Here is an 18749-nt window from a genome sequence, read left to right as displayed (position 1 = left end):
TCAACGGGCGCCGTGCTCGACGGACACCCGGTTTCGCCGAATCGAGGTCGGCCCGGAGGCCACGAGCCCGCCACGACCACTGCACGGAGACATCCCCCGATCGCGCCGCCCTGTCCGCTAGGCGGCGGCGCTGCGAGGTGAGGCGCTGGTGGGCGCACGTGGGCGCGGGTGGGGAGGTTGCGCGGTGGGGAGGTCGCGCGGTGGGGAGGTCGCGCGGGTGGGGAGGTCGCGCGGTGGAGTGCGCGGTCGGGGTGACGCTGGCTTTGGGTGAGGTTGCGGGAAGGGCGTGGTTGAGGGGCACGCGGCGGGTGCGGCGGGTGCGGCGGTGGCTCGGGCGAGGCGGTGGGGCGAGCTTCGGTGCGGTGGTGCGGTGGTGCGGTGGTGCGGCAGGGAGGGCGAGATGGCGAGGCAGGTGAGTCAGAGGGGCTGGCCGGGTCAGCGGGGCTGGCCGGTAAGCGGGTTGGGCTGGTCAGAAGGGGTGGGCGCGTTGAGGGCCGCTGCCGTCCGCCCTCGGGAGGAGGCGGACACGGCCGTTGGACAACAGGTGCAATGGGTTCAGGTAGGTGCGGGAGCGCGGTGGGGTGGTTCGCAGTGCGCCCCAGTGGAGGCACGCCTCGGTGGGGCAGCCCTCGTGGCCCGGGTTCAGGGTGCCGATCCGGTCGCCTCGCCGTACCGGTTGACCTCGGCGGACGGTGGGGGTGACCGGTTCGTAGGTGGTTCGCAGGCCGCCGGTGTGCAGCAGTGAGACGACCGCACGGTCGGCGACCGGGCCCGCGTGCACGACGACGGCATCGGCGGCGGCCAGGACGGTGGCGCCCGCGGTGGCGGCCAGGTCCACGCCGCGGTGACCGGGCCCGTACTCCGTCGCCGGCGCTGCGAAGGCGCGGACGACCTGGTGCGGTGGTGCGAGCGGCCAGGCGAAGCGCGGTGGGCGGTCGGCCCTCGCGGGCGCCGGCGACGCGGTCAGGGGTAGCGTCACCACCGTTGTCAAGGTCAGGACCAGCAGTGTTCGCATCGTGGGAGTCATGGGTCCAGCGTTCCGGCGGGGACCGGGGGCTACCAGTGGCTTCGGCTCACCTGTGGATAACTCATGGGGCTGTGGACAACCTCAGGCCCGGTTCGTGGTTCTCCGGCTCACCGGCGTACACTCGGACCGCGGCCCGTGTGAGTGCGGGACGACTTCGCGTGCCAATGCAGATCCGACCAGTTTTCGGTGTGGTCGAGTCACGGCGTCCAGCGGTCCTGAGGCGAGACGTCCTCCGGTTCGGACGGCGGCAGGGGCACCAGGGCGGCGGTCCGACCCCGGTCCGCCGCGACCAACCGGAACGCGCGCCGGCTCACCGCCAGGCGCGCCTGAACGAAGAGGTGCGAACCCGGCCATGGCCGTCGTCACCATGAAGCAGCTGCTCGACAGCGGCGTGCACTTCGGGCACCAGACCCGTCGCTGGAACCCGAAGATGAAGCGCTACATCTTCACCGAGCGCAACGGCATCTACATCATCGACCTGCAGCAGACGCTGACCTACATCGACCGGGCTTACGAGTTCGTCCGGGAAACGGTCGCGCACGGCGGTTCGATCCTGTTCATCGGCACGAAGAAGCAGGCGCAGGAGGCCATCGCCAACGAGGCCCTCCGCGTCGGCATGCCCTTCGTGAACCAGCGCTGGCTGGGCGGCATGCTCACCAACTTCTCCACGGTCCACAAGCGCCTCCAGCGGCTCAAGGAGCTGGAGTCGATGGAGCAGACCGGCGGTTTCCAGGGTTTCACCAAGAAGGAAATCCTGATGATGAACCGCGAGAAGGACAAGCTGGAGCGCACGCTCGGCGGTATCCGCGACATGTCCAAGGTGCCCAGCGCCGTGTGGATCGTGGACACCAAGAAGGAGCACATCGCCGTCGGCGAGGCGCGCAAGCTGAACATCCCGATCGTGGCGATCCTCGACACGAACTGCGACCCGGACGAGGTCGACTACCCGATCCCGGGCAACGACGACGCGATCCGGTCCGCCGCGCTGCTGACCAAGGTGGTGGCCGAGGCCGCCGCCGCCGGTCTGATGGCGCGCTCCGGCGCCCGCACCAAGGCCGCCGACGGCGCGGACAAGCCCGAGCCGGGCGTCGACGAGCCGCTGGCCGAGTGGGAGCAGGAGCTGCTGGTCGGCGCCGACGCGCCCGCCGCACCGGCGGCCGCCGAGGCCCCCGCCGGCGAGGCGCCCGCCGAGGGCACCGAGTCCGTCCAGTCCTGAGCTGTCCGCACGCCGCGCCTGCCCTGATCACGGTGGGCGCGGCGTGCGCACAGCGACCAGCGCCCGACCGGCTGGTACCGCACCACCCCCAAGCGCGTAAACGCGTCGGCGAGCGAGCCGACGACCAGACCGCAGAAGGAACGGAAATCGCACGATGGCGAACTACACCGCCGCTGACGTGAAGCGCCTCCGCGAGCTGACCGCCGCAGGCATGATGGCCTGCAAGAAGGCGCTCGAGGAGACCGACGGCGACTTCGACAAGGCGGTCGAGCTCCTGCGCATCAAGGGCGCCAAGGACGTCGACAAGCGCGCCGAGCGCACGACCGCGAACGGCCTGGTCATGGCCGAGGGCGGCGTGATGATCGAGCTGCGCTGCGAGACGGACTTCGTCGCCAAGAACGCCGACTTCCAGGAGCTGGCGGCGCGGATCGTCGCGGTCGCCAAGGCCACCCGCCCGGCTGACGTCGAGGTGCTCAAGGCCGCCGACCTCGACGGCAAGGCCGTCGACGCCGTCGTCCAGGAGTTCTCGGCCAAGATCGGCGAGAAGCTGGAGCTGGCCAAGGTCGCCATCTTCGACGGCGCCGTGACCACCTACCTGCACCGCCGTGCCGCCGACCTGCCGCCCGCCGTCGGCGTGGTGGTCGAGTACACCGGCGACAACGAGGACGCCGCCCGCGGCGCCGCGATGCAGATCGCCGCGATGCGTCCCCGCTACCTCACCCGCGACGAGGTCCCCGCGGACGTGGTGGCCAACGAGCGCCGCATCGCCGAGGAGACCGCTCGCGAGGAGGGCAAGCCGGAAGCGGCGCTGTCCAAGATCGTCGAGGGTCGCGTGAACGGCTTCTTCAAGGACGTCGTGCTCCTGGAGCAGTCGTCCGTGACCGAGTCCAAGAAGACCGTCAAGGCCGTGCTGGACGAGGCCGGTGTCACCGTGACCCGCTTCGCCCGGTTCGAGGTCGGCCAGGCCTGATTCGCGTGAGGGCGGGGTTGCGCGCAGACGTCGCGACCCCGCCCTTGCCGTGTCCAGAGGAGTACCTGTGAGCGCAGAGGTAGACCACGCGAAAGCCGATCACGCCGACGACGAGCCGATCCAGGGCTACCGCCGGGTGATGCTCAAGCTCGGCGGCGAGATGTTCGGCGGTGGCGGTGTCGGCGTCGACCCCGACGTCGTGCAGACCGTCTCACGCCAGATCGCCGCGGTCGTCCGAACAGGGGTCCAGGTCGCGGTCGTCATCGGCGGCGGCAACTTCTTCCGCGGCGCCGAACTGCAGCAGCGCGGCATGGACCGCAGCCGCGCCGACTACATGGGCATGCTCGGCACCGTGATGAACTGCCTCGCCCTGCAGGACTTCCTGGAGCGCGAGCACGGCATCGAGACCCGCGTGCAGACCGCCATCACGATGGGCCAGATCGCCGAGTCCTACATCCCCCGGCGGGCCATGCGGCACCTCGACAAGGGGCGCGTGGTGATCTTCGGCGGCGGCGCGGGCATGCCGTACTTCTCCACCGACACCACCGCCGCGCAGCGCGCGCTGGAGATCGGGTGCGAGGTCGTGCTGATGGCCAAGGCCGTGGACGGCGTCTACACGGCGGATCCCAAGATCGACCCGGACGCGTTGATGTTCGACAACATCACCCACCGCGAAGTGCTCGAACGCGGCCTGAACGTCGCCGACGCGACCGCGTTCAGCCTGTGCATGGACAACAACATGCCGATCATGGTCTTCAACCTGCTCACCGAGGGGAACATCGCGCGAGCCGTGCGTGGTGAGAAGATCGGCACACTGGTGAGCACCCCCGGTGGTCGCCCGTCCTTCTAGACCTGCTGGGATTCGAGCCGAACTGCGCACACCAAGGGAGTCAGTCGTGATTGACGAGACCCTCCTCGACGCCGAGGAGAAGATGGAAAAAGCGGTGTCCGTGGCGAAGGAGGACCTGGCCTCGGTGCGCACGGGCCGCGCCAACCCCTCGATGTTCTCCCGCATCGTGGTCGAGTACTACGGTTCGCCCACCCCGCTGAACCAGCTCGCCAGCGTCGCCATCCCGGAGGCGCGCATGGCGGTGATCAAGCCTTACGACGCCACCCAGCTCAACGCGGTCGAGAAGGCCATCCGCGACTCCGACCTGGGCGTGAACCCGAGCAACGACGGCTCGATCATCCGCGTGGTGATCCCGCAGCTGTCCGAGGAACGCCGCCGCGAGATGGTCAAGGTCGCCAAGGGCAAGGGCGAGGACGCCAAGGTCTCCATCCGCAACATCCGCCGCAAGGCCAAGGAAGAGCTGGACCGCCTGGTCAAGGACGGCGAGGTCGGCGAGGACGACGGCACCAGGGCCGAGAAGGAACTGGAGAACGTCACCCACCGCTACGTCGCCCAGATCGACGAGCTGGTCAAGCACAAGGAAGCCGAACTGCTCGAGGTCTAGTGGTCAAGTCGGTTCGGCGGGTCGGGCGAGGAGCCCGCGCGCTTGGCTCGGCCGGTGCACGGCCGTGATAGGAGCACAGCAGGTGTCAGGCGGCGGTGACCAGGACGCGCCGGAGAAGGGCGCGTCACGCGCGGGGCGCAACCTGCCCGCGGCCATCGCCGTGGGCGTCGGCTTGGGCGCCGTCATCCTCGTCGCGCTGTTCACGGTGCGCGAGCTGTTCGTCGGCGTCGTCGCCGTCGCCGTCGCCGTGTCGGTGTACGAGCTGACGGGCGCGTTGCGGCGTGGCGCGGGCATCCGGGTGGCCCTGCTGCCCGTGCTGGTCGGCGGGCAGGCCGTGGTGTGGCTGGCCTGGCCTTACGAGCGCGGCGGCGTCCTCGCCGCGTTCGTGGTGACGATCCTGGCGTGCCTGCTCTGGCGGCTCAAGGACGGCGCGGACGGCTACCTGCGCGACGTCACCGCGTCCATCTTCACGGTCGCCTACGTGGCCGTGTTCGCGTCGTTCGCGGTCATGCTGGTCGTGCCGGAGGACGGCGTCTTCCGCGTCCTGGCGTTCCTGATCGGCGTCGTGCTGTCCGACACCGGCGGCTACGTGGCCGGCGTGCTGTTCGGCAAGCACCCGATGGCCCCCACCATCAGCCCGAAGAAGTCCTGGGAGGGTTTCGCGGGCTCGATGGTGGCGGGCATGGTCGGCGGCGCGCTCACGGTCGGCCTGATGCTGGACGGCCAGTGGTGGCAGGGCGTGCTGTTCGGCGCGGCCCTGGTCGTCACCGCGACCGCGGGCGACCTGGTCGAGTCGCTGATCAAGCGCGACCTCGGGATCAAGGACATGGGCACGCTGCTGCCCGGTCACGGCGGCCTGATGGACCGGATGGACTCGCTGCTGCCGTCCGCCGTGGTCGCCTGGCTGCTGCTGCACGTGTTCGTGCCGGGCTAGCTCTCAGTCGTCGTAGGGGTCGTCCACCCGCGTCTCGGTGGCCTCCTCCTCCGACAGCGGCGTGGTGCGGGACGGGTCGATCACCGAGAACACCGCGCCCGTGTGGTCGGCGACGACCGTGATCCGGCCGAACGGCGTGTCGTACGGCTCCACGGTGACGCGCCCGCCCAGCTCGAGCACCCTGGACGCGGCCGAGTCCGTGCCGATCTCCGGCGCGGCCGTGAAGTACACCATCCAGTGCGCGGGGGTGTCCGGCGCGAACGCCCGGCCCATCCGCTGCCGGCCGAGCACGGTGTGCCCCTGCACGGCCCAGAGCGTGTAGTCGACCGCCTGGCCGTCACCGATCTGGGTGATTTCGTACCCGCACAGCTCGCGGAAGAACTCGTCCGCGGCGTGCCCGTCACGCGTGTTCAGCTCGGCCCAGGCGTACGCGCCGTGCCCGTCCGCGCCGAACACCCAGTCGGGTGGGACGTGCCGGAACCCGACCACCGCGCCGCTCGGGTCGGCGAGCACGGTGACGGTGTCCGACGGCTCGCCGAGCACGTGGCCGCCCAACGCCTGCGCCTTCTCGGCGGTCGCGCGGGCGTGCGGCGTGTTCAGGTAGAGCGTCCACGCGCTCGGCGCGTCGGCGACGACCAGCTCGGCCACCGGCATCCCGTCCACCAGGGCGATCGCGTTGCCGCCCGAGTCGGAGAAGTACCAGCCGAACAGCCCGGAGTAGAAGTCGATCGTGGCCTGGAGGTCCGTCGTGGCGATGTCGACCCAGCACGGCGCGCCGTGGTGCAACTCGGCCAAAGCGGGAGAATTGGGGACGATCGACACCGCGTACCTCCTGCAAGCCGCCTATTCGATCACGCTACGGCTCTAGAGTCGTCCCGTGAAGGGATTCGTCCGCGCCGCGTTGGCCGCCGTCCGGCCTGTCGACGTCCTGCCGAGCCCGAACATCTGGCACTGGCCCGAGCTCTACGAGGTCGAGAACCGCGCCCAGGACGTGGACGGGGCCATCTGGCGCGTGCTGCGCGAGGAGTGCGACTGGGTCGGGCGGGACGTGGTCGACGTCGGCTGCGGTGACGGGTTCCACCTGCCGGTGTTCGCACGGGAGGCGCGCTCGGTCATCGGTGTCGAGCCGCACGCCCCGCTGGTGCGGCGCGCCCGGGCCCGGGTGGCGGACGTGCCGAACGCCGAGGCGGTGGCCGGTCCCGCGCAACGCCTGCCGCTGCGGGACGCGACGGCGGACCTGGTGCACGCGCGCACGGCGTACTTCTTCGGCCCCGGCTGCGAGCCGGGCCTGCGCGAGGCCGATCGGGTGCTGCGGCCGGGCGGCGCGCTGGCGATCGTGGACCTCGACGGCCTGGCCGAGCCCTACGGGCCCTGGCTGTGCTCCGACGAGCCGCGCTACAACCCCGTGGACGTGGAGCGGTTCTTCGCCGATCAGGGGTTCTCGTTGCGCCGCGTGCGCGCGCTGTGGCGGTTCGACCGCCGTGAGGACCTGGAGGCGGTGTTGCGCATCGAGTTCTCCGCGGCGGTCGCGGAGAAGGCCATCGCGCGCACGCCCGGCCTGTCGTTCGAGGTCGGCTACCGCGTCCACGTGAGGCGCAAGCCGGCCGGGATTGTGCTGCCCTGAGAACGCTCACCTAGGATTCGGGACGTGGAGAACAGGAACGCGGGCAGGTTGGGTCGGCAGGTCGGCGTCATCGGTCTCGGCTGCTGGCAGCTCGGCGCCGACTGGGGCCAGGTCGAGGAGTCCGACGCGCTGGCGGTGCTGCACGCCGCCGCCGACACCGGCGTGAACTTCTTCGACACCGCCGACGTCTACGGCGACGGCCGCAGCGAGACGCTGATCGGCAAGTTCCTCCGCGAGCGCGGCGACGCGGGCATCACGGTGGCCACCAAGATGGGCCGCCGCGTCGACCAGACGCCGGAGAACTACAACCGCGAGAACTTCCTGGCCTGGAACGACCGCTCGCGCGCCAACCTCGGCGTCGACACGCTCGACCTGGTCCAGCTGCACTGCCCGCCGACGCCGGTCTTCTCGACCGACGAGGTGTTCGACACGCTCGACGAGCTGGTCGAGGCCAAGCGGATCGCCGCGTACGGCGTGAGCGTGGAGACCGTCGACGAGGCGCTGACCGCGATCGCGCGGCCGGGTGTTGCGAGCGTCCAGATCATCCTGAACGCGCTGCGGCTCAAGCCGCTGGAGCGGGTGCTGCCCGCGGCGGCGGAAGCGGGCGTGGCGATCATCGCCCGCGTTCCGCTCGCCTCGGGGCTGCTGTCCGGCAAGTACAGCGCGTCGACCACGTTCGGGGCCGACGACCACCGCAACTACAACCGCAACGGTGACGCGTTCGACGTCGGCGAGACGTTCTCCGGCGTGCCGTTCGAGGTCGGGCTGGAGGCGGTGGAGCGGCTGCGCGCCCTCGTGCCGCCCGGCGCGACCATGGCGCAGTTCGCGCTGCGGTGGGTCGTGGACCAGCCGGGCGTCACCGTGGTCATCCCCGGCGCGCGCAACGCCGAGCAGGCTCGGGCCAACTCGGCCGCCGCGGACCTCGCGCCGTTGTCGGCGCAGGCCCAGGACGAGGTGCGGGCCGTGTACGACTCGCTGGTCCGGCCGCTGGTCCACGACCGCTGGTAGGTCACTCCTCCGCGTTGTCCTCCTCGACGTCGAACTCGCCGAGGATCGCGTACAGCTTGCGGCGGGCCTCGCCGAGGACTTCGACGGCCCGCGCCTGCTGCTCGCGCGTGCCCGCGTGCGCCATCTGCTGCATGGCCGCGCCGAGGTGCCGTGCCGCCGTGCGCAGCTTCGCCGCGTGCTGGTCGAGGTCGTCGTTGACCTGCTGCCACGGCGGCGCGCCGTCGAGCTTCGCGGCCGTCTCCCGACCGGTCTCGGTCAGCGTGAACAGCTTCTTGCCGCCCGCCTCCTCGGTGGAGGCGACGAGGCCCTCGTCGGCCAGCATCTGCAGGGTCGGGTAGACCGAGCCGGGGCTGGGCCGCCAGAGGCCGTCCGTGCGGCCGCTGATCTCCTGGATCATCTCGTAGCCGTGCATGGGGCGTTCGGCGAGCAGCGCGAGGACCGCCGTGCGGACGTTGCCCTTGCGCTGCCTCCCGCCGCGACCCCGTCCCCGGCCGTGCCCGCCGAAGCCGGGCGGCTCGGGCGGGATCGGGGGGCCGCCGAACGGGTCGGGCGGTGGCGGGGGACCGCCGAAGGGGCCGCGGCCGAAGCCGCCGCCGAACCCTCCGCCGCCGAACCCCTGTCGTGGGTCGCCGAAGCCGTGCTCGCGGTGGTGCCGGTGTTCGTGGTGCCTGTGTCCGTGGAAGTGCATCTTCCTGCTCCTCGTATCGATCGGTTGCGACGTGTCGACGATATATCGGAACGTATCGCGATGCAACGGTGATGGCGATCGCAGTCGGCGTGGTCATGGGTGCGGCGCGCGCGTGGGACACTGGAGGGCGCTATGACTGCCCTCCCCCTCGTCTTCGACGCGCCCAAGCGCGGGCTGCCGCCGCGCCACCTCGCCGACCTCTCCGCCGACCAGCGTCGAGAGGCCGTCACCGCACTCGGTGAGAAGCCCTTCCGCGCCGCGCAGCTGTCGAACCACTACTTCGGCCGGCTGACCGTCGACCCCGACGCGATGACCGACATCCCCGCCGCCGCGCGGGAACGCCTGGTGACCGACCTGATGCCGCCGTTGTGGACGGAGCTGCGCAGCGTCGAGGCCGACGGCGGCACGACGCGCAAGACGTTGCTGCGCGCCCACGACGGCACGTTGGTCGAGAGCGTCCTGATGCGCTACCCGGACCGCGCCACGCTGTGCATCTCGTCGCAGGCGGGCTGCGGCATGGCGTGCCCGTTCTGCGCGACCGGGCAGGGCGGCCTGACCCGCAACCTGTCCACGGCGGAGATCGTGGACCAGGTGCGGCGCGGTGCGGCGGCCATGCGTGACGGCGAGCTGCCCGGCGGGCCGGGACGGCTGTCGAACATCGTGTTCATGGGCATGGGCGAGCCGCTGGCCAACTACAAGCGCGTGGTCGAGGCGGTGCACCGCATCTGCGACCCGGCTCCGGAGGGTCTGGGGATCTCGCAGCGCTCGGTGACGGTGTCGACCGTGGGCCTGGTGCCGGCGATCCGGAAGCTGACCGAGGAGAACCTCCAGGTCCGGCTGGCGGTGTCGCTGCACACGCCGGACGACGAGCTGCGCGACACGTTGGTGCCGGTCAACACCCGGTGGAAGGTGGCCGAGGTGCTGGAGGCGGCTCGCGGCTACGCCGACCGCACCGGCCGCCGCGTGTCGATCGAGTACGCCCTGATCCGCGACATCAACGACCAGCCGTGGCGTGCGGACATGCTGGGCAAGCTGCTGCGCCGGCACTTGGGCCAGCTCGTCCACGTCAACGTCATCCCGCTGAACCCCACGCCGGGCTCGAAGTGGGACGCGTCGCCGAAGCCGGTGGAGCGCGAGTTCGTCCGGAGGGTCAACGACCAGGGCGTCGCGTGCACCGTGCGTGACACCCGGGGTCAGGAAATCGCCGCCGCCTGCGGCCAGCTCGCCGCCGAGGGCTGAGCGCTGGAAGGTCTGCGGTCAGTTGTGCCACAATTGTGGCCATGACCATCGAGCCGCTGCGATCGGTGCGCGACCACCTGTCGGACTTCATCGACCGGGCCGAGCGCGAGCACGAGCGCGTCGTGGTCACCCGGAACGGGCGACCTGCGGCCGTGCTGATCGGGTACGAGGACTTGGCGGCGCTTGAGGAGACGCTGGAGATCCTCAGTGACCCCAACGCGGTGGCGGCGATCAGGCAGTCCCGCGACGAGGTGGCCCGTGGCGACGTGGTGAGCGGTGTGGAGGCGGTTCGAGCACTGCGGCCACGTTCGTGACCGAGCCGTACGAGCTTCACGTGGCGACCAGTGCTGCGCGAACCATCCAGGACAAGTTGCCCGAGGGCGTGGCGTCGGCCGTGATCGAGTTCATCACCCGCACATTGCTGGAAAACCCCCACAGGGTCGGCAAACCGCTGCGGTACGAACTGGAAGGTGTCCACTCGGCTCGGCGTGGCGCCTTCCGGGTGCTGTACGAGATCGACGACGAACGACGTGAGGTCACCGTGCTCCGCGTCGAACACCGTGCCGACGTGTACCGACCGCGTTGAGGCGGCGTTGGGGGCGCCGAGGTCCGCCGGTCGACGTAGCGTGACGTGATCGGTTCCCTGCGGAGTCGCTAGAGTGCGTCGCGAGCGGCGTGCGAGCCGACCCTGCGCACGAACGGTGTCTCTGCCGAATGTTGACCGTGAGGAATCCACCCCCTGATTTCCGGGTGCCCTTCCGTGCGTTCGCGTTCCCCGCCGGCGTGGTTCCGCATCGGGATTTCTTGCAGTTCTCGGCGAACGATCTCGCGCATGCGCTCTTCATGACGGGTCGCGCCCCCGGTGACGAGTTCGCTCACGGTAAGTCATCGGTATATGAATGGTTGCAACGGGCGTCGCTCGTTCCGACTTATGTCCGTCGGGCTTACGGTGCGGAATAGGTGCGCTCGGATTTGGCGTTGACCTTGGATCGGTCGGAGTCGGGCGGCGTTCGCTTCGGCGCAGCACGCGCCGAGCTGACCTGTTCGGGATCTCGCCACGAGGCTGGGTGGTCGCCGAGGCCAAGGGTCGTTCCGGCAGGGTCCCCCTTGAGGTGCGGCGTGCGCTGGAGGCCCAAAAGCGCTCGGTCTCAGCAGTGGAGGGTAAGCCGCCATGGGTGGCTCTAGGGTGTGTCGCACACTTTCCCCGGCGGAACGGGCCCCTGCACTTGGAGGCCTTCGACCCGGACGCCGACGACGTCGAGGCGGTCGCCTTGGACGTGACCAGGGACCGCTTCATGCTCGCCTATTATTCGCCGTTCCTCCGGGCGCTCGAAATCGGCACTCCAGGGCAGGACGAGGATTACCAATTCGCCGAAATCGCCAGTCTGGGCATCCGGGTCGGCCTGCCGATTTCCCTCGTGGTGCGGCTTCGACGTGCGGAGTCCGATGAACTCGACGGTTTGTCCGTCGATGTCGAGGACCTGCTCGAGGAGTTGCGGAGCCGCCGGGTCGGAGTCCTGCCCGACGGCAGCCTCGTGGAGACCGATTGGCAAGGGTCGCTCGACCGGCGGGATCGGGACCGGTTCGAAGGCTGACTCGCCGACATCGCGCTGTCCTCACCCGCGGTGCAGCGGTGGAGCCGGTCAGCCGATCAGTGAGCCGTCGACAACTCGTCCGCGGCCGGTGAGGGCGCTGCGCGGCAAGGCAGTTGACCTACCGCCGAGGGTCTAGCGGCGCCAGGAGGTGCGGCTGCGGACCTGGTCCCAGATCAGCAGGGCGGCCATGGTGAGGCCCGTCAGGATCACCCAGATGTTCTCGGTCTGGCCGTGGTGGTTGCCGATCAGCAGGGAGAACACCGCGAGGGTGGAGAGCCAGCCCGCGATCTTGATGCCCTTGGGGAAGGTGCCGTGCCAACCCCACTCGGCCGACGGCTCTTCGTGGGTGTCGACCGCCGGACGCTTGTCCAGTTCCGAGGACGAAGACACAGCCGCACGACCTTCCTGCCCGATCACGTTCACCAACGGCGTCATCGTCGCACACCCGCGCGCCAGGCGAGACGTGAGGTGCGCGGCACCGCCGTGACGTCTACCCTCGGCCCTCGCGCGTACCCGCCGCGTGTTCGCACCGCACCCCGCCAGGCCGGAACGGGCGCCGCAACCGCCCAGAAGGGCGACGAGGTTGACCGAACGGTTCCACCCGGCCGAGGGCCGCACGCCGGACACCTTCGCACCGGTCGAAGTCGGCGTCCACGGCGTCACCAAGCGCTTCGCCGACCAGACCGCGGTCGACGACGTCACGTTGCGGATCCACGAAGGCGAATTCTTCTCCGTCCTCGGCCCCTCCGGCTGCGGCAAGACCACGTTGCTGCGCATGATCGCCGGGTTCGAGGACCCGACCGCGGGCCGGATCGAGCTCGACGGCGTGGACGTGGTCGGCGTGCCGCCCTACCGGCGTGACGTGAACACGGTCTTCCAGTCCTACGCCCTGTTCCCGCACCTGTCGGTGTGGGACAACGTCGCCTACGGCGTCAAGCGCAAGGGCGTGCGCGGCGCGCGGCTGAAGCAGGTCGTCGGGGAGCACCTGGAACTGGTCCGACTGGAGCAGTACGCGAAGCGGCGGCCCGCGCAGCTCTCCGGCGGCCAGCAGCAACGCGTCGCCATCGCCCGCGCGCTCGGCGCCGGCCCCCGGCTGTTATTGCTGGACGAGCCCCTCGGCGCGTTGGACGCGGTGCTGCGCAAGGAGTTGCAGATCGAGCTGATGCGCATCCAGCGCGAGGTCGGCACCACCTTCCTCTACGTCACGCACGACCAGGAGGAGGCGCTGGTGCTGTCGCACCGCGTCGCCGTGATGAACGCGGGCCGGGTGGCGCAGGTCGGCTACCCGGAGGACGTCTACGAGCGCCCGGCCACCCGGTTCGTCGCCGGTTTCATCGGCACCTCCAACATCCTCGACGCCCGGGTGTCCGGTGTGGACGGTCGCTGGGCGGTGCTCGACGCGCCGGGCGTCACCGGCCTCAGGGCGCCGCTGAACGGCCACGAGGTCCGCCACGGGCAACGGGTCGCGGCGACCGTGCGCCCGGAGAAGGTGCACCTGCACGACCTCGCCGACGAACCGCCGACGGGCTGGTGCGTGCTCACCGGCACGGTCCGCGACGTCGTGTACGCGGGCGTGTCCACGCAGTACGTGGTGGACGTGCCGGGCGGCGCGGAGCTGGTCGCGTTCGCGCAGAACACCCACCGCGTCGCCGACGCGGGCTCGCCGGGGCAGCCCGTGCGGATGGCCTGGGATCCCGACTTCACCGTGTTGCTGGGGAGCGCCGATGACTGAGCGGACACTGCGGATCGCCCGACTCTGGGACCCGGAGGACGCGAAGGTGACCCGCCGGACCGTGCTGCGCTCGACGGCGTTCTTCGCCCTCGCCGCGACCGGGGCGTGCGGCGTCGGCGACGCGCCACCGACCGGCACGAGCAGCGCGCCCGCGTCGGCCGCGAGGGCGAGCAACGCGGTCGCCGAGCCGAAGCTCAACTTCTACAACTGGACCGACTACATCGCACCCGACACGCTGCCCGGCTTCAAGGACGCCTCGGGCATCGAGGTCACCTACGACAACTTCAGCTCCAACGACGAGATGGAGGCCAAGATCGCCTCCGGCGCGGCCGGGTACGACCTGGTGGTGCCCAGCGACAACTTTCTGCGCCGGTTCCTGCGCTCCGGGCTGCTCACGCCGCTGGACCACGACCTGCTGCCGAACCTGGGCAACCTCGGCAAGCGGTTCACCGAGGCCGACTACGACCCGGGCAACGCCTACTCCGTGCCGTGGGCCTGGGGCACGACCGGCCTGGCGTACTCGAAGTCGCAGCTCGGCGACGTGACCGGGTTCTCGGCCTACGACCTGGCCGCCGCGCAGGGCCGCGCCACGATCCTGGACGAGGCGCGCGACGCGCTGGCGCTCGGCCTGCTCAAGCTCGGGCACGACCCGAACACCACCGACGCCGGGCAGATCGCCGAGGCGGTCGAGGTGCTGCTGGAGCTGAAGGGGAAGCTCGGCCAGATCACCTCGGACGTGATCGAGCCGCTGACCTCGGGCCAGACGCCGCTGGCGCAGGCGTACTCCGGCGACGCGTTCCAGGCCCGTGACGCGAACGACGACCTGGCCTACGCGATCCCGGTCGAGGGCGGCCTGTCCTACGTCGACCTGCTGTGCGTGCCCAAGGACGCGCCGCACGCGGAGAACGCGCACCGGTTCATCGACTACGTGCTGGAACCGTCGGTCGGCGCGGCGCTGGCCAACGCCATCCGCTACGGCAGCCCGAACGAGGCCGCCAAGCCCATGATCGAGCCGGAGCTGCTGAACGACCCGCTGGTGTACCCGTCGGACGAGCAACTGGCCAAGCTGCCGTTCACCAAGGACCTCGGCGCGGACGTGGAGGCCCGCTACGCCGACGCGTGGACCAGGGTCAAGACCGGCTGATGGCCCGGCCGCGGTGGCTGGTCGCCACCGGTCTGCTCGCGCCGACCGGTGCGTGGCTCGGCCTGTTCCTGGTCGCGCCGCTGGCGCTGGTGGTGCAGTTCAGCTTCGCCACCCGCGACACGGGGGTGGCGCGGGCCGTGCTGCCGTGGACGCTGCGGGCCTACGCGACCGCGCTGGACCCGGCGTTCCTGCCGATCTTCGGCCGCACGCTGGCGTACGCGGGCGTGACGACGGCGTTGTGCCTGCTCCTGGGCTTCCCGCTGGCCTGGTTCATCGCCCGGCACGCCGGCCGGCACCGGACCGCGCTGCTGGTGGCGGTGCTGGTGCCGTTCTGGTCGAGCTACCTGGCCCGGATCTACGCGTGGAAGGCGCTGCTGGACGGCGAGGGGCTGGTCAACCGGCTGCTGGGCGCCGTGGGCCTGGGCCGTGACGGCGGGTTCCTGCTGACGCACGGCGCGGTGGTGGTGGGGCTGACGTACGGGTTCCTGCCGTTCATGGTGCTGCCCTTGTACGTGGCGTGCGCGCGGTTCGACCACCGGCTGGTGGAGGCGTCCTACGACTTGGGGCACGCGCGGGCCTCGACGTTCTTCCGCGTGGTGCTGCCGGGCGTGTTCCCGGGCGTGCTGGCCGGGTCGTTGCTGGTCTTCGTGCCGTCGGCCGGTGATTTCGTCACGCCGAAGCTGCTCGGCGGCGTGGAGCAGTCGACGTTCGGCAGCGTGATCGACGACCAGTTCCGCGGCGGCAACAACTGGCCGCTCGGGTCGGCGATGGCGGTGTTGCTGCTGGTCCTGGTGGTGGTCGTGCTGGTGGCGCGCGGCCGGCGCGGCGAGGACGTGCTGTGAACCGCCGCCCGTGGGCGCTGGGCGCGGTCGCCGCCCTGGTGTTCCTGTTCCTCTATGCGCCGATCGGGTGGCTGGCGCTGGTGTCGTTCAACGACTCGCGGTCGCTGAGCCGCCTCACCGGGCTGTCGGTCCGCTGGTACGCGGCGCTGTTCCGCGACGCGCGGGTGCTCGACGCGCTCGGGCTGAGCCTGCGGCTGGCGGCGACGAGCGCCGTCGTCGCCACGGCGGTCGGCACGCTGGCGGCGTTCGGCCTTCGGCGCGCGTTCCCCGGCCGGGGCGTGTGGACGGTCCTGCTGAGCCTGCCGCTGGTGGTGCCCGAGGTGGTGCTGGGCGTGGCGCTGCTCGGGTTCTGCGTGAAGCTCGCGGGCATTCCCCTCGGGTTCGGCGCGCTGCTGGCCGCGCACGTCGCGTTCTCGTTGAGCTTCGTGGTGGTCGTGGTGCGGTCCCGGGTGGCGGGCGTGGACCACCGGCTCGAAGAGGCCGCCGCCGACCTCGGCGCGAGCCCGCTGGTGGCGTTCCGCACGGTCACGTTGCCGCTGGTCGCGCCCGCGGTGGCGGCGGGTGCGGCGTTCGCGTTCCTGCTGTCGTTCGACGACGTGGTGACGTCCAGCTACCTGACCGGGGTGGGCTCGACCACGCTGCCGGTGTTCGTGTACGCCCAGGCCGGCCGCCGCGGCGTGTCGCCGGAGATCGTCGCGCTGTCGACGGTGATGGTGGCGGTGAGCGCGGCGCTGCTGATCGCCGGCGTGCTCGTGGTGGCCTGGCGGGCGCGCCGCGCGTCACCTGCGTCAACTTTCGTCGGAGGCGGTCGAGACCAATGAACGCGGCCGTCCGGCGGCTGGTTCTTTACCGTGGTCCCCCGTGACGTCTGTCGTTCAGCGGCTCCGGCCCGCCCTGCCGGATCTCCGGGAGGCGCCCTCCGCGTTCCTGCGCGCCCACGCCGAGCGCCTCGGCCAGGTGACGCCCCTGCGCGTGGGGCGCGAGGTGCTGGCGGTCGTCGTGTTCCTCGGCCTGGACGTGTTCCCCGGCTGGGTCTCGGGCAACTCGCGGCTCTCCGGCTGGACGCTGATCCTGCTGGGCGCCGGGTACGTGGTGATCTACCTGTCCCGGCTGCTGTTCCCCGCGCTGGCCCTGCTGGCGGCCACGTGGGTCGTCTTCAGCTCCGAGCACGGCGGCGTCGCGCTGGTGGTGATGCTCTCCTACGCCGCCGGCTACCGGATCGCGCCGTGGCAGCGCTCGCTGCTCACCGCCGTCCTCGCGCTCGCCCTGCACATGTTCGCCTGGGGCCTGTCCGCGCCCGGCCTGTCCGGGCCGTTCGGCCAGTGGGTGATGCTGACCGTCTACTGCATGGTCGTGGCGCTGCCGTTCCTGGTCGGCCGGTACGTCGCGCAGCGCAACGCGCTGGTCGCGGCCTTGCAGGAACGCGAGGAGCGCGTGGTGCGGGAGCGGCGGATGGTGTCGCGCCAGGTGCGGCTGCGCGAGCGCAACCGGATCGCGCAGGACATGCACGACAGCCTCGGCCACCGGCTCAGCCTCATCTCCGTGCACGCGGGCGCGCTGGCCCTGGACACCGGCCTCGGCGAACGCCAGCGCGAGGCCGTGCAGGTGCTGCGCAGCGCGGCCCTCACCGCGATGGAGGAGCTGCGCGGCGTCATCGGCGTGCTGCGGCGCGACGAGGAACCGGACGAGGACCAGGTGCGGGGGAGCACCGTCGGCCGGGACAACCGGACCGTCGACGCGATCGACGAGCTGGTCGACGGCGCGCGCCGGGCGGGGGTGCGGGTCAGCCTGGTCCGCGGCGGCCTGGCCGTGCCGCTGCCCGCGAAGGTCAGCCACGCCGCGTACCGCATCGCCCAGGAGGGCCTGACCAACGCCAACAAGCACGCGCCGGGCGCGAGCGTGCAGGTGACCGTGAAGTACGAACCGGACGCGCTGGTGGTGGAGGTGCGCAACAACCCGCCGCGGACGAAGCTGCCCGGCGGCGCCGGGTTCGGCCTGATCGGGCTCGGCGAGCGGGTGCGGCTGGCGGGCGGCATGCTGCACGTGGGCGAGCTGCCGACCGGCGGGTTCCGCATCGCGGCCGTGCTGCCGTACGAGGACACCGCCGCGGCGGGCGACGAGCCGTCCGACGAGGAGCAGCCCGAACCCGCCAAGCCCACCGGCATCCGCAAGTGGGCGGGCGTCGGCTCGATCGTGCTGGCCGGGATCGTCGTGCTGGTGGTCGTCGGCGGCTACACGTGGATCGGGTCGCAACCCGTCACCAAGGTGGTGTCCGAGGAGTTGTACGACTCGGTGTCGGTCGGGCAGGCGGAGGCGGAGGTGATGGCCAAGCTGCCGGGCGGCGCCGAGCCGCCGCTGGGCGACCTCAACTCCGACGCCGATGCCGAGCCCGCCGGCGCGCGGTGCGAGTACCGCGTCGCCGACGTGCAGACCTACTCCTCGCGAGCGACCAAGATCGTGCGGTTCTGCTTCGCCGACGGCACGCTGGTCGAGAAGAACACCCACTTGCAGGGGATGTGACAGTGATCCGGGTCCTCATCGCCGACGACGAGCCGCTGATGCGCGCGGGCATCAAGGCCATCCTCGGCACCGCCGACGACATCGAACTGGTCGCCGAGGCCGGTGACGGGCGGGAAGCGGTCCGCATCGCCCTGGAGCGGCGGGTGGACGTCGCCGTGCTCGACATCCGCATGCCCCGCCTGGACGGCCTGGCCGCCGCACGCGAGCTGCGGACCGTCGCACCCTCGGTGCGGGTGGTGATGCTCACCACGTTCGGCGAGGACGACAACATCGTCCGGGCGCTGTCCGACGGCGCGGCCGGGTTCCTGCTCAAGGACTCCGCCCCGGAGGAACTGCTGCGCGCCGTGCGCGCCGTTCACTCGGGCGAGGCTTATCTGTCACCCATGGTGACGAGCCGGGTGGTGGGCATGGTGGCCCAGGTGGGTCAGCCCCGCCGGCAGGCGGCGATGCGCCAGGTCGAGGGGTTGACCGAACGCGAGGTCGAGGTGCTGGCCCTGCTCGGGCTGGGGATGTCCAACGCCGACGTCGGGCAGCGGCTGCACATGAGCGAGGCGACCGTGAAGACCTACGTGAGCAGGCTGCTGGCCAAGCTCGGGCTCACGAACCGGGTGCAGGCGGCGTTGCTGGCGCGCGACGCGGGGCTGGCGAACTGAGTGCGCGCAGGGGTGGGGGGGGGGGGGGGGGGGGGGGGGGGGGGGGGGGGGGGGGGGGGGGGGGGGGGGGGGGGGGGGGGGGGGGGGGGGGGGGGGGGGGGGG

General features: G+C 71.3%; 21 protein-coding genes. 17 read left to right on the top strand and 4 right to left on the bottom strand.

The window, feature by feature from the left end:
- Positions 1–469: 469 nt before the first annotated feature.
- Positions 470–982 (bottom strand): M23 family metallopeptidase, encoded by a 513-nt coding sequence (locus ACZ7GX_RS39570; protein WP_498784848.1) that lies wholly within the window; start codon positions 980–982, stop codon positions 470–472.
- Positions 983–1379: 397 nt separating this feature from the next.
- Between ACZ7GX_RS39570 and rpsB the strand changes: the two genes are divergently transcribed.
- The 5 genes from rpsB to ACZ7GX_RS39545 all read left to right on the top strand — a co-directional run bounded on the left by rpsB (position 1380) and on the right by ACZ7GX_RS39545 (position 5601).
- On the top strand, positions 1380–2243 hold the full coding sequence (gene rpsB, locus ACZ7GX_RS39565; protein ID WP_498784846.1) for a 30S ribosomal protein S2: 864 nt from the start codon (positions 1380–1382) through the stop codon (positions 2241–2243).
- 154 nt (positions 2244–2397) lie between these two features.
- Positions 2398–3213: a translation elongation factor Ts gene (tsf, locus tag ACZ7GX_RS39560; RefSeq protein ID WP_498784844.1), complete on the top strand. Its 816-nt coding sequence runs from the start codon at positions 2398–2400 to the stop codon at positions 3211–3213.
- Between the two features lie 139 nt (positions 3214–3352).
- Positions 3353–4063 carry a UMP kinase gene (gene pyrH / locus ACZ7GX_RS39555; RefSeq protein WP_141984185.1) on the top strand — a complete coding sequence of 237 codons (711 nt, stop codon included), beginning with the start codon at positions 3353–3355 and terminating at the stop codon, positions 4061–4063.
- Positions 4064–4109: 46 nt separating this feature from the next.
- Positions 4110–4667 (top strand): ribosome recycling factor, encoded by a 558-nt coding sequence (frr, locus tag ACZ7GX_RS39550; RefSeq protein WP_498784842.1) that lies wholly within the window; start codon positions 4110–4112, stop codon positions 4665–4667.
- Positions 4668–4749: 82 nt separating this feature from the next.
- A complete protein-coding gene (locus tag ACZ7GX_RS39545; protein WP_498784840.1) occupies positions 4750–5601 on the top strand; it encodes a phosphatidate cytidylyltransferase in 852 nt (283 codons plus the stop codon).
- 3 nt (positions 5602–5604) lie between these two features.
- Here ACZ7GX_RS39545 and ACZ7GX_RS39540 read toward each other — a convergent pair whose 3' ends face one another.
- A complete protein-coding gene (locus tag ACZ7GX_RS39540; RefSeq protein WP_498784838.1) occupies positions 5605–6423 on the bottom strand; it encodes a VOC family protein in 819 nt (272 codons plus the stop codon).
- A gap of 55 nt (positions 6424–6478) precedes the next feature.
- Between ACZ7GX_RS39540 and ACZ7GX_RS39535 the strand changes: the two genes are divergently transcribed.
- Both ACZ7GX_RS39535 and ACZ7GX_RS39530 read left to right on the top strand, forming a co-directional pair.
- A complete protein-coding gene (locus tag ACZ7GX_RS39535; RefSeq protein WP_498784836.1) occupies positions 6479–7225 on the top strand; it encodes a class I SAM-dependent methyltransferase in 747 nt (248 codons plus the stop codon).
- 24 nt (positions 7226–7249) lie between these two features.
- Positions 7250–8233 (top strand): aldo/keto reductase, encoded by a 984-nt coding sequence (locus ACZ7GX_RS39530; RefSeq protein ID WP_498784834.1) that lies wholly within the window; start codon positions 7250–7252, stop codon positions 8231–8233.
- Position 8234: 1 nt separating this feature from the next.
- Here ACZ7GX_RS39530 and ACZ7GX_RS39525 read toward each other — a convergent pair whose 3' ends face one another.
- Positions 8235–8921, bottom strand: coding sequence for a PadR family transcriptional regulator (locus ACZ7GX_RS39525; RefSeq protein WP_498784832.1), 687 nt, complete (start codon positions 8919–8921; stop codon positions 8235–8237).
- Between the two features lie 132 nt (positions 8922–9053).
- Between ACZ7GX_RS39525 and rlmN the strand changes: the two genes are divergently transcribed.
- From rlmN to ACZ7GX_RS39505, 4 genes are all read left to right on the top strand, one after another.
- Entirely contained in the window at positions 9054–10160 is a 1107-nt protein-coding gene (gene rlmN, locus ACZ7GX_RS39520) for a dual-specificity RNA methyltransferase RlmN (RefSeq protein ID WP_498784830.1), read from the top strand.
- 41 nt (positions 10161–10201) lie between these two features.
- Positions 10202–10474, top strand: a complete 273-nt coding sequence (locus ACZ7GX_RS39515) for a type II toxin-antitoxin system Phd/YefM family antitoxin (protein WP_498784828.1) — start codon at positions 10202–10204, stop codon at positions 10472–10474.
- Positions 10471–10746: a type II toxin-antitoxin system RelE family toxin gene (locus tag ACZ7GX_RS39510; protein ID WP_498784826.1), complete on the top strand. Its 276-nt coding sequence runs from the start codon at positions 10471–10473 to the stop codon at positions 10744–10746. The genes ACZ7GX_RS39515 and ACZ7GX_RS39510 overlap by 4 nt, the downstream gene beginning before the upstream one ends.
- Before the next feature lie 640 nt (positions 10747–11386).
- Positions 11387–11755 (top strand): hypothetical protein, encoded by a 369-nt coding sequence (locus tag ACZ7GX_RS39505; protein ID WP_498784824.1) that lies wholly within the window; start codon positions 11387–11389, stop codon positions 11753–11755.
- Between the two features lie 132 nt (positions 11756–11887).
- Here ACZ7GX_RS39505 and ACZ7GX_RS39500 read toward each other — a convergent pair whose 3' ends face one another.
- A complete protein-coding gene (locus ACZ7GX_RS39500; RefSeq protein WP_498784822.1) occupies positions 11888–12145 on the bottom strand; it encodes a DUF2631 domain-containing protein in 258 nt (85 codons plus the stop codon).
- 193 nt (positions 12146–12338) lie between these two features.
- Here ACZ7GX_RS39500 and ACZ7GX_RS39495 point away from each other — a divergent pair, with 193 nt between their 5' ends.
- From ACZ7GX_RS39495 to ACZ7GX_RS39470, 6 genes are read left to right on the top strand one after another with little or no spacing between them, the layout of a single operon-like run.
- Positions 12339–13487, top strand: coding sequence for an ABC transporter ATP-binding protein (locus tag ACZ7GX_RS39495; RefSeq protein ID WP_498784820.1), 1149 nt, complete (start codon positions 12339–12341; stop codon positions 13485–13487).
- On the top strand, positions 13480–14631 hold the full coding sequence (locus ACZ7GX_RS39490; protein ID WP_498784818.1) for a polyamine ABC transporter substrate-binding protein: 1152 nt from the start codon (positions 13480–13482) through the stop codon (positions 14629–14631). Before ACZ7GX_RS39495 ends, ACZ7GX_RS39490 begins: the two co-directional genes overlap by 8 nt.
- Complete coding sequence (locus ACZ7GX_RS39485; RefSeq protein ID WP_498784816.1) at positions 14607–15473, top strand: ABC transporter permease; 867 nt, start codon at positions 14607–14609, stop codon at positions 15471–15473. The genes ACZ7GX_RS39490 and ACZ7GX_RS39485 overlap by 25 nt, the downstream gene beginning before the upstream one ends.
- A complete protein-coding gene (locus tag ACZ7GX_RS39480; RefSeq protein ID WP_498784814.1) occupies positions 15470–16294 on the top strand; it encodes an ABC transporter permease in 825 nt (274 codons plus the stop codon). The genes ACZ7GX_RS39485 and ACZ7GX_RS39480 overlap by 4 nt, the downstream gene beginning before the upstream one ends.
- Positions 16295–16334: 40 nt before the next feature.
- A complete protein-coding gene (locus ACZ7GX_RS39475) occupies positions 16335–17993 on the top strand; it encodes a sensor histidine kinase (protein ID WP_498784812.1) in 1659 nt (552 codons plus the stop codon).
- Between the two features lie 2 nt (positions 17994–17995).
- The gene (locus tag ACZ7GX_RS39470) at positions 17996–18646 is read left to right on the top strand and encodes a response regulator (protein WP_498784810.1); all 651 of its coding nucleotides are present in this window, start codon (positions 17996–17998) and stop codon (positions 18644–18646) included.
- The last annotated feature ends 103 nt before the right edge of the window (positions 18647–18749 follow it).

This window comes from Actinosynnema sp. NPDC037264 (genome assembly GCF_055603705.1).
Note: the sequence above shows the minus strand (reverse complement) of the source record. Positions and strands in the feature narration are given on the sequence as shown.

Coding starts and splice junctions, on each gene's coding strand:
- tsf (WP_498784844.1), top strand. CDS start 2,398: ATGGCGAACTACACCGCCGCTGACGTGAAGCGCCTCCGCGAGCTGACC.
- rpsB (WP_498784846.1), top strand. CDS start 1,380: ATGGCCGTCGTCACCATGAAGCAGCTGCTCGACAGCGGCGTGCACTTC.
- rlmN (WP_498784830.1), top strand. CDS start 9,054: ATGACTGCCCTCCCCCTCGTCTTCGACGCGCCCAAGCGCGGGCTGCCG.
- pyrH (WP_141984185.1), top strand. CDS start 3,353: ATGCTCAAGCTCGGCGGCGAGATGTTCGGCGGTGGCGGTGTCGGCGTC.
- ACZ7GX_RS39525 (WP_498784832.1), bottom strand. CDS start 8,921: ATGCACTTCCACGGACACAGGCACCACGAACACCGGCACCACCGCGAG.
- ACZ7GX_RS39490 (WP_498784818.1), top strand. CDS start 13,480: ATGACTGAGCGGACACTGCGGATCGCCCGACTCTGGGACCCGGAGGAC.
- ACZ7GX_RS39515 (WP_498784828.1), top strand. CDS start 10,202: ATGACCATCGAGCCGCTGCGATCGGTGCGCGACCACCTGTCGGACTTC.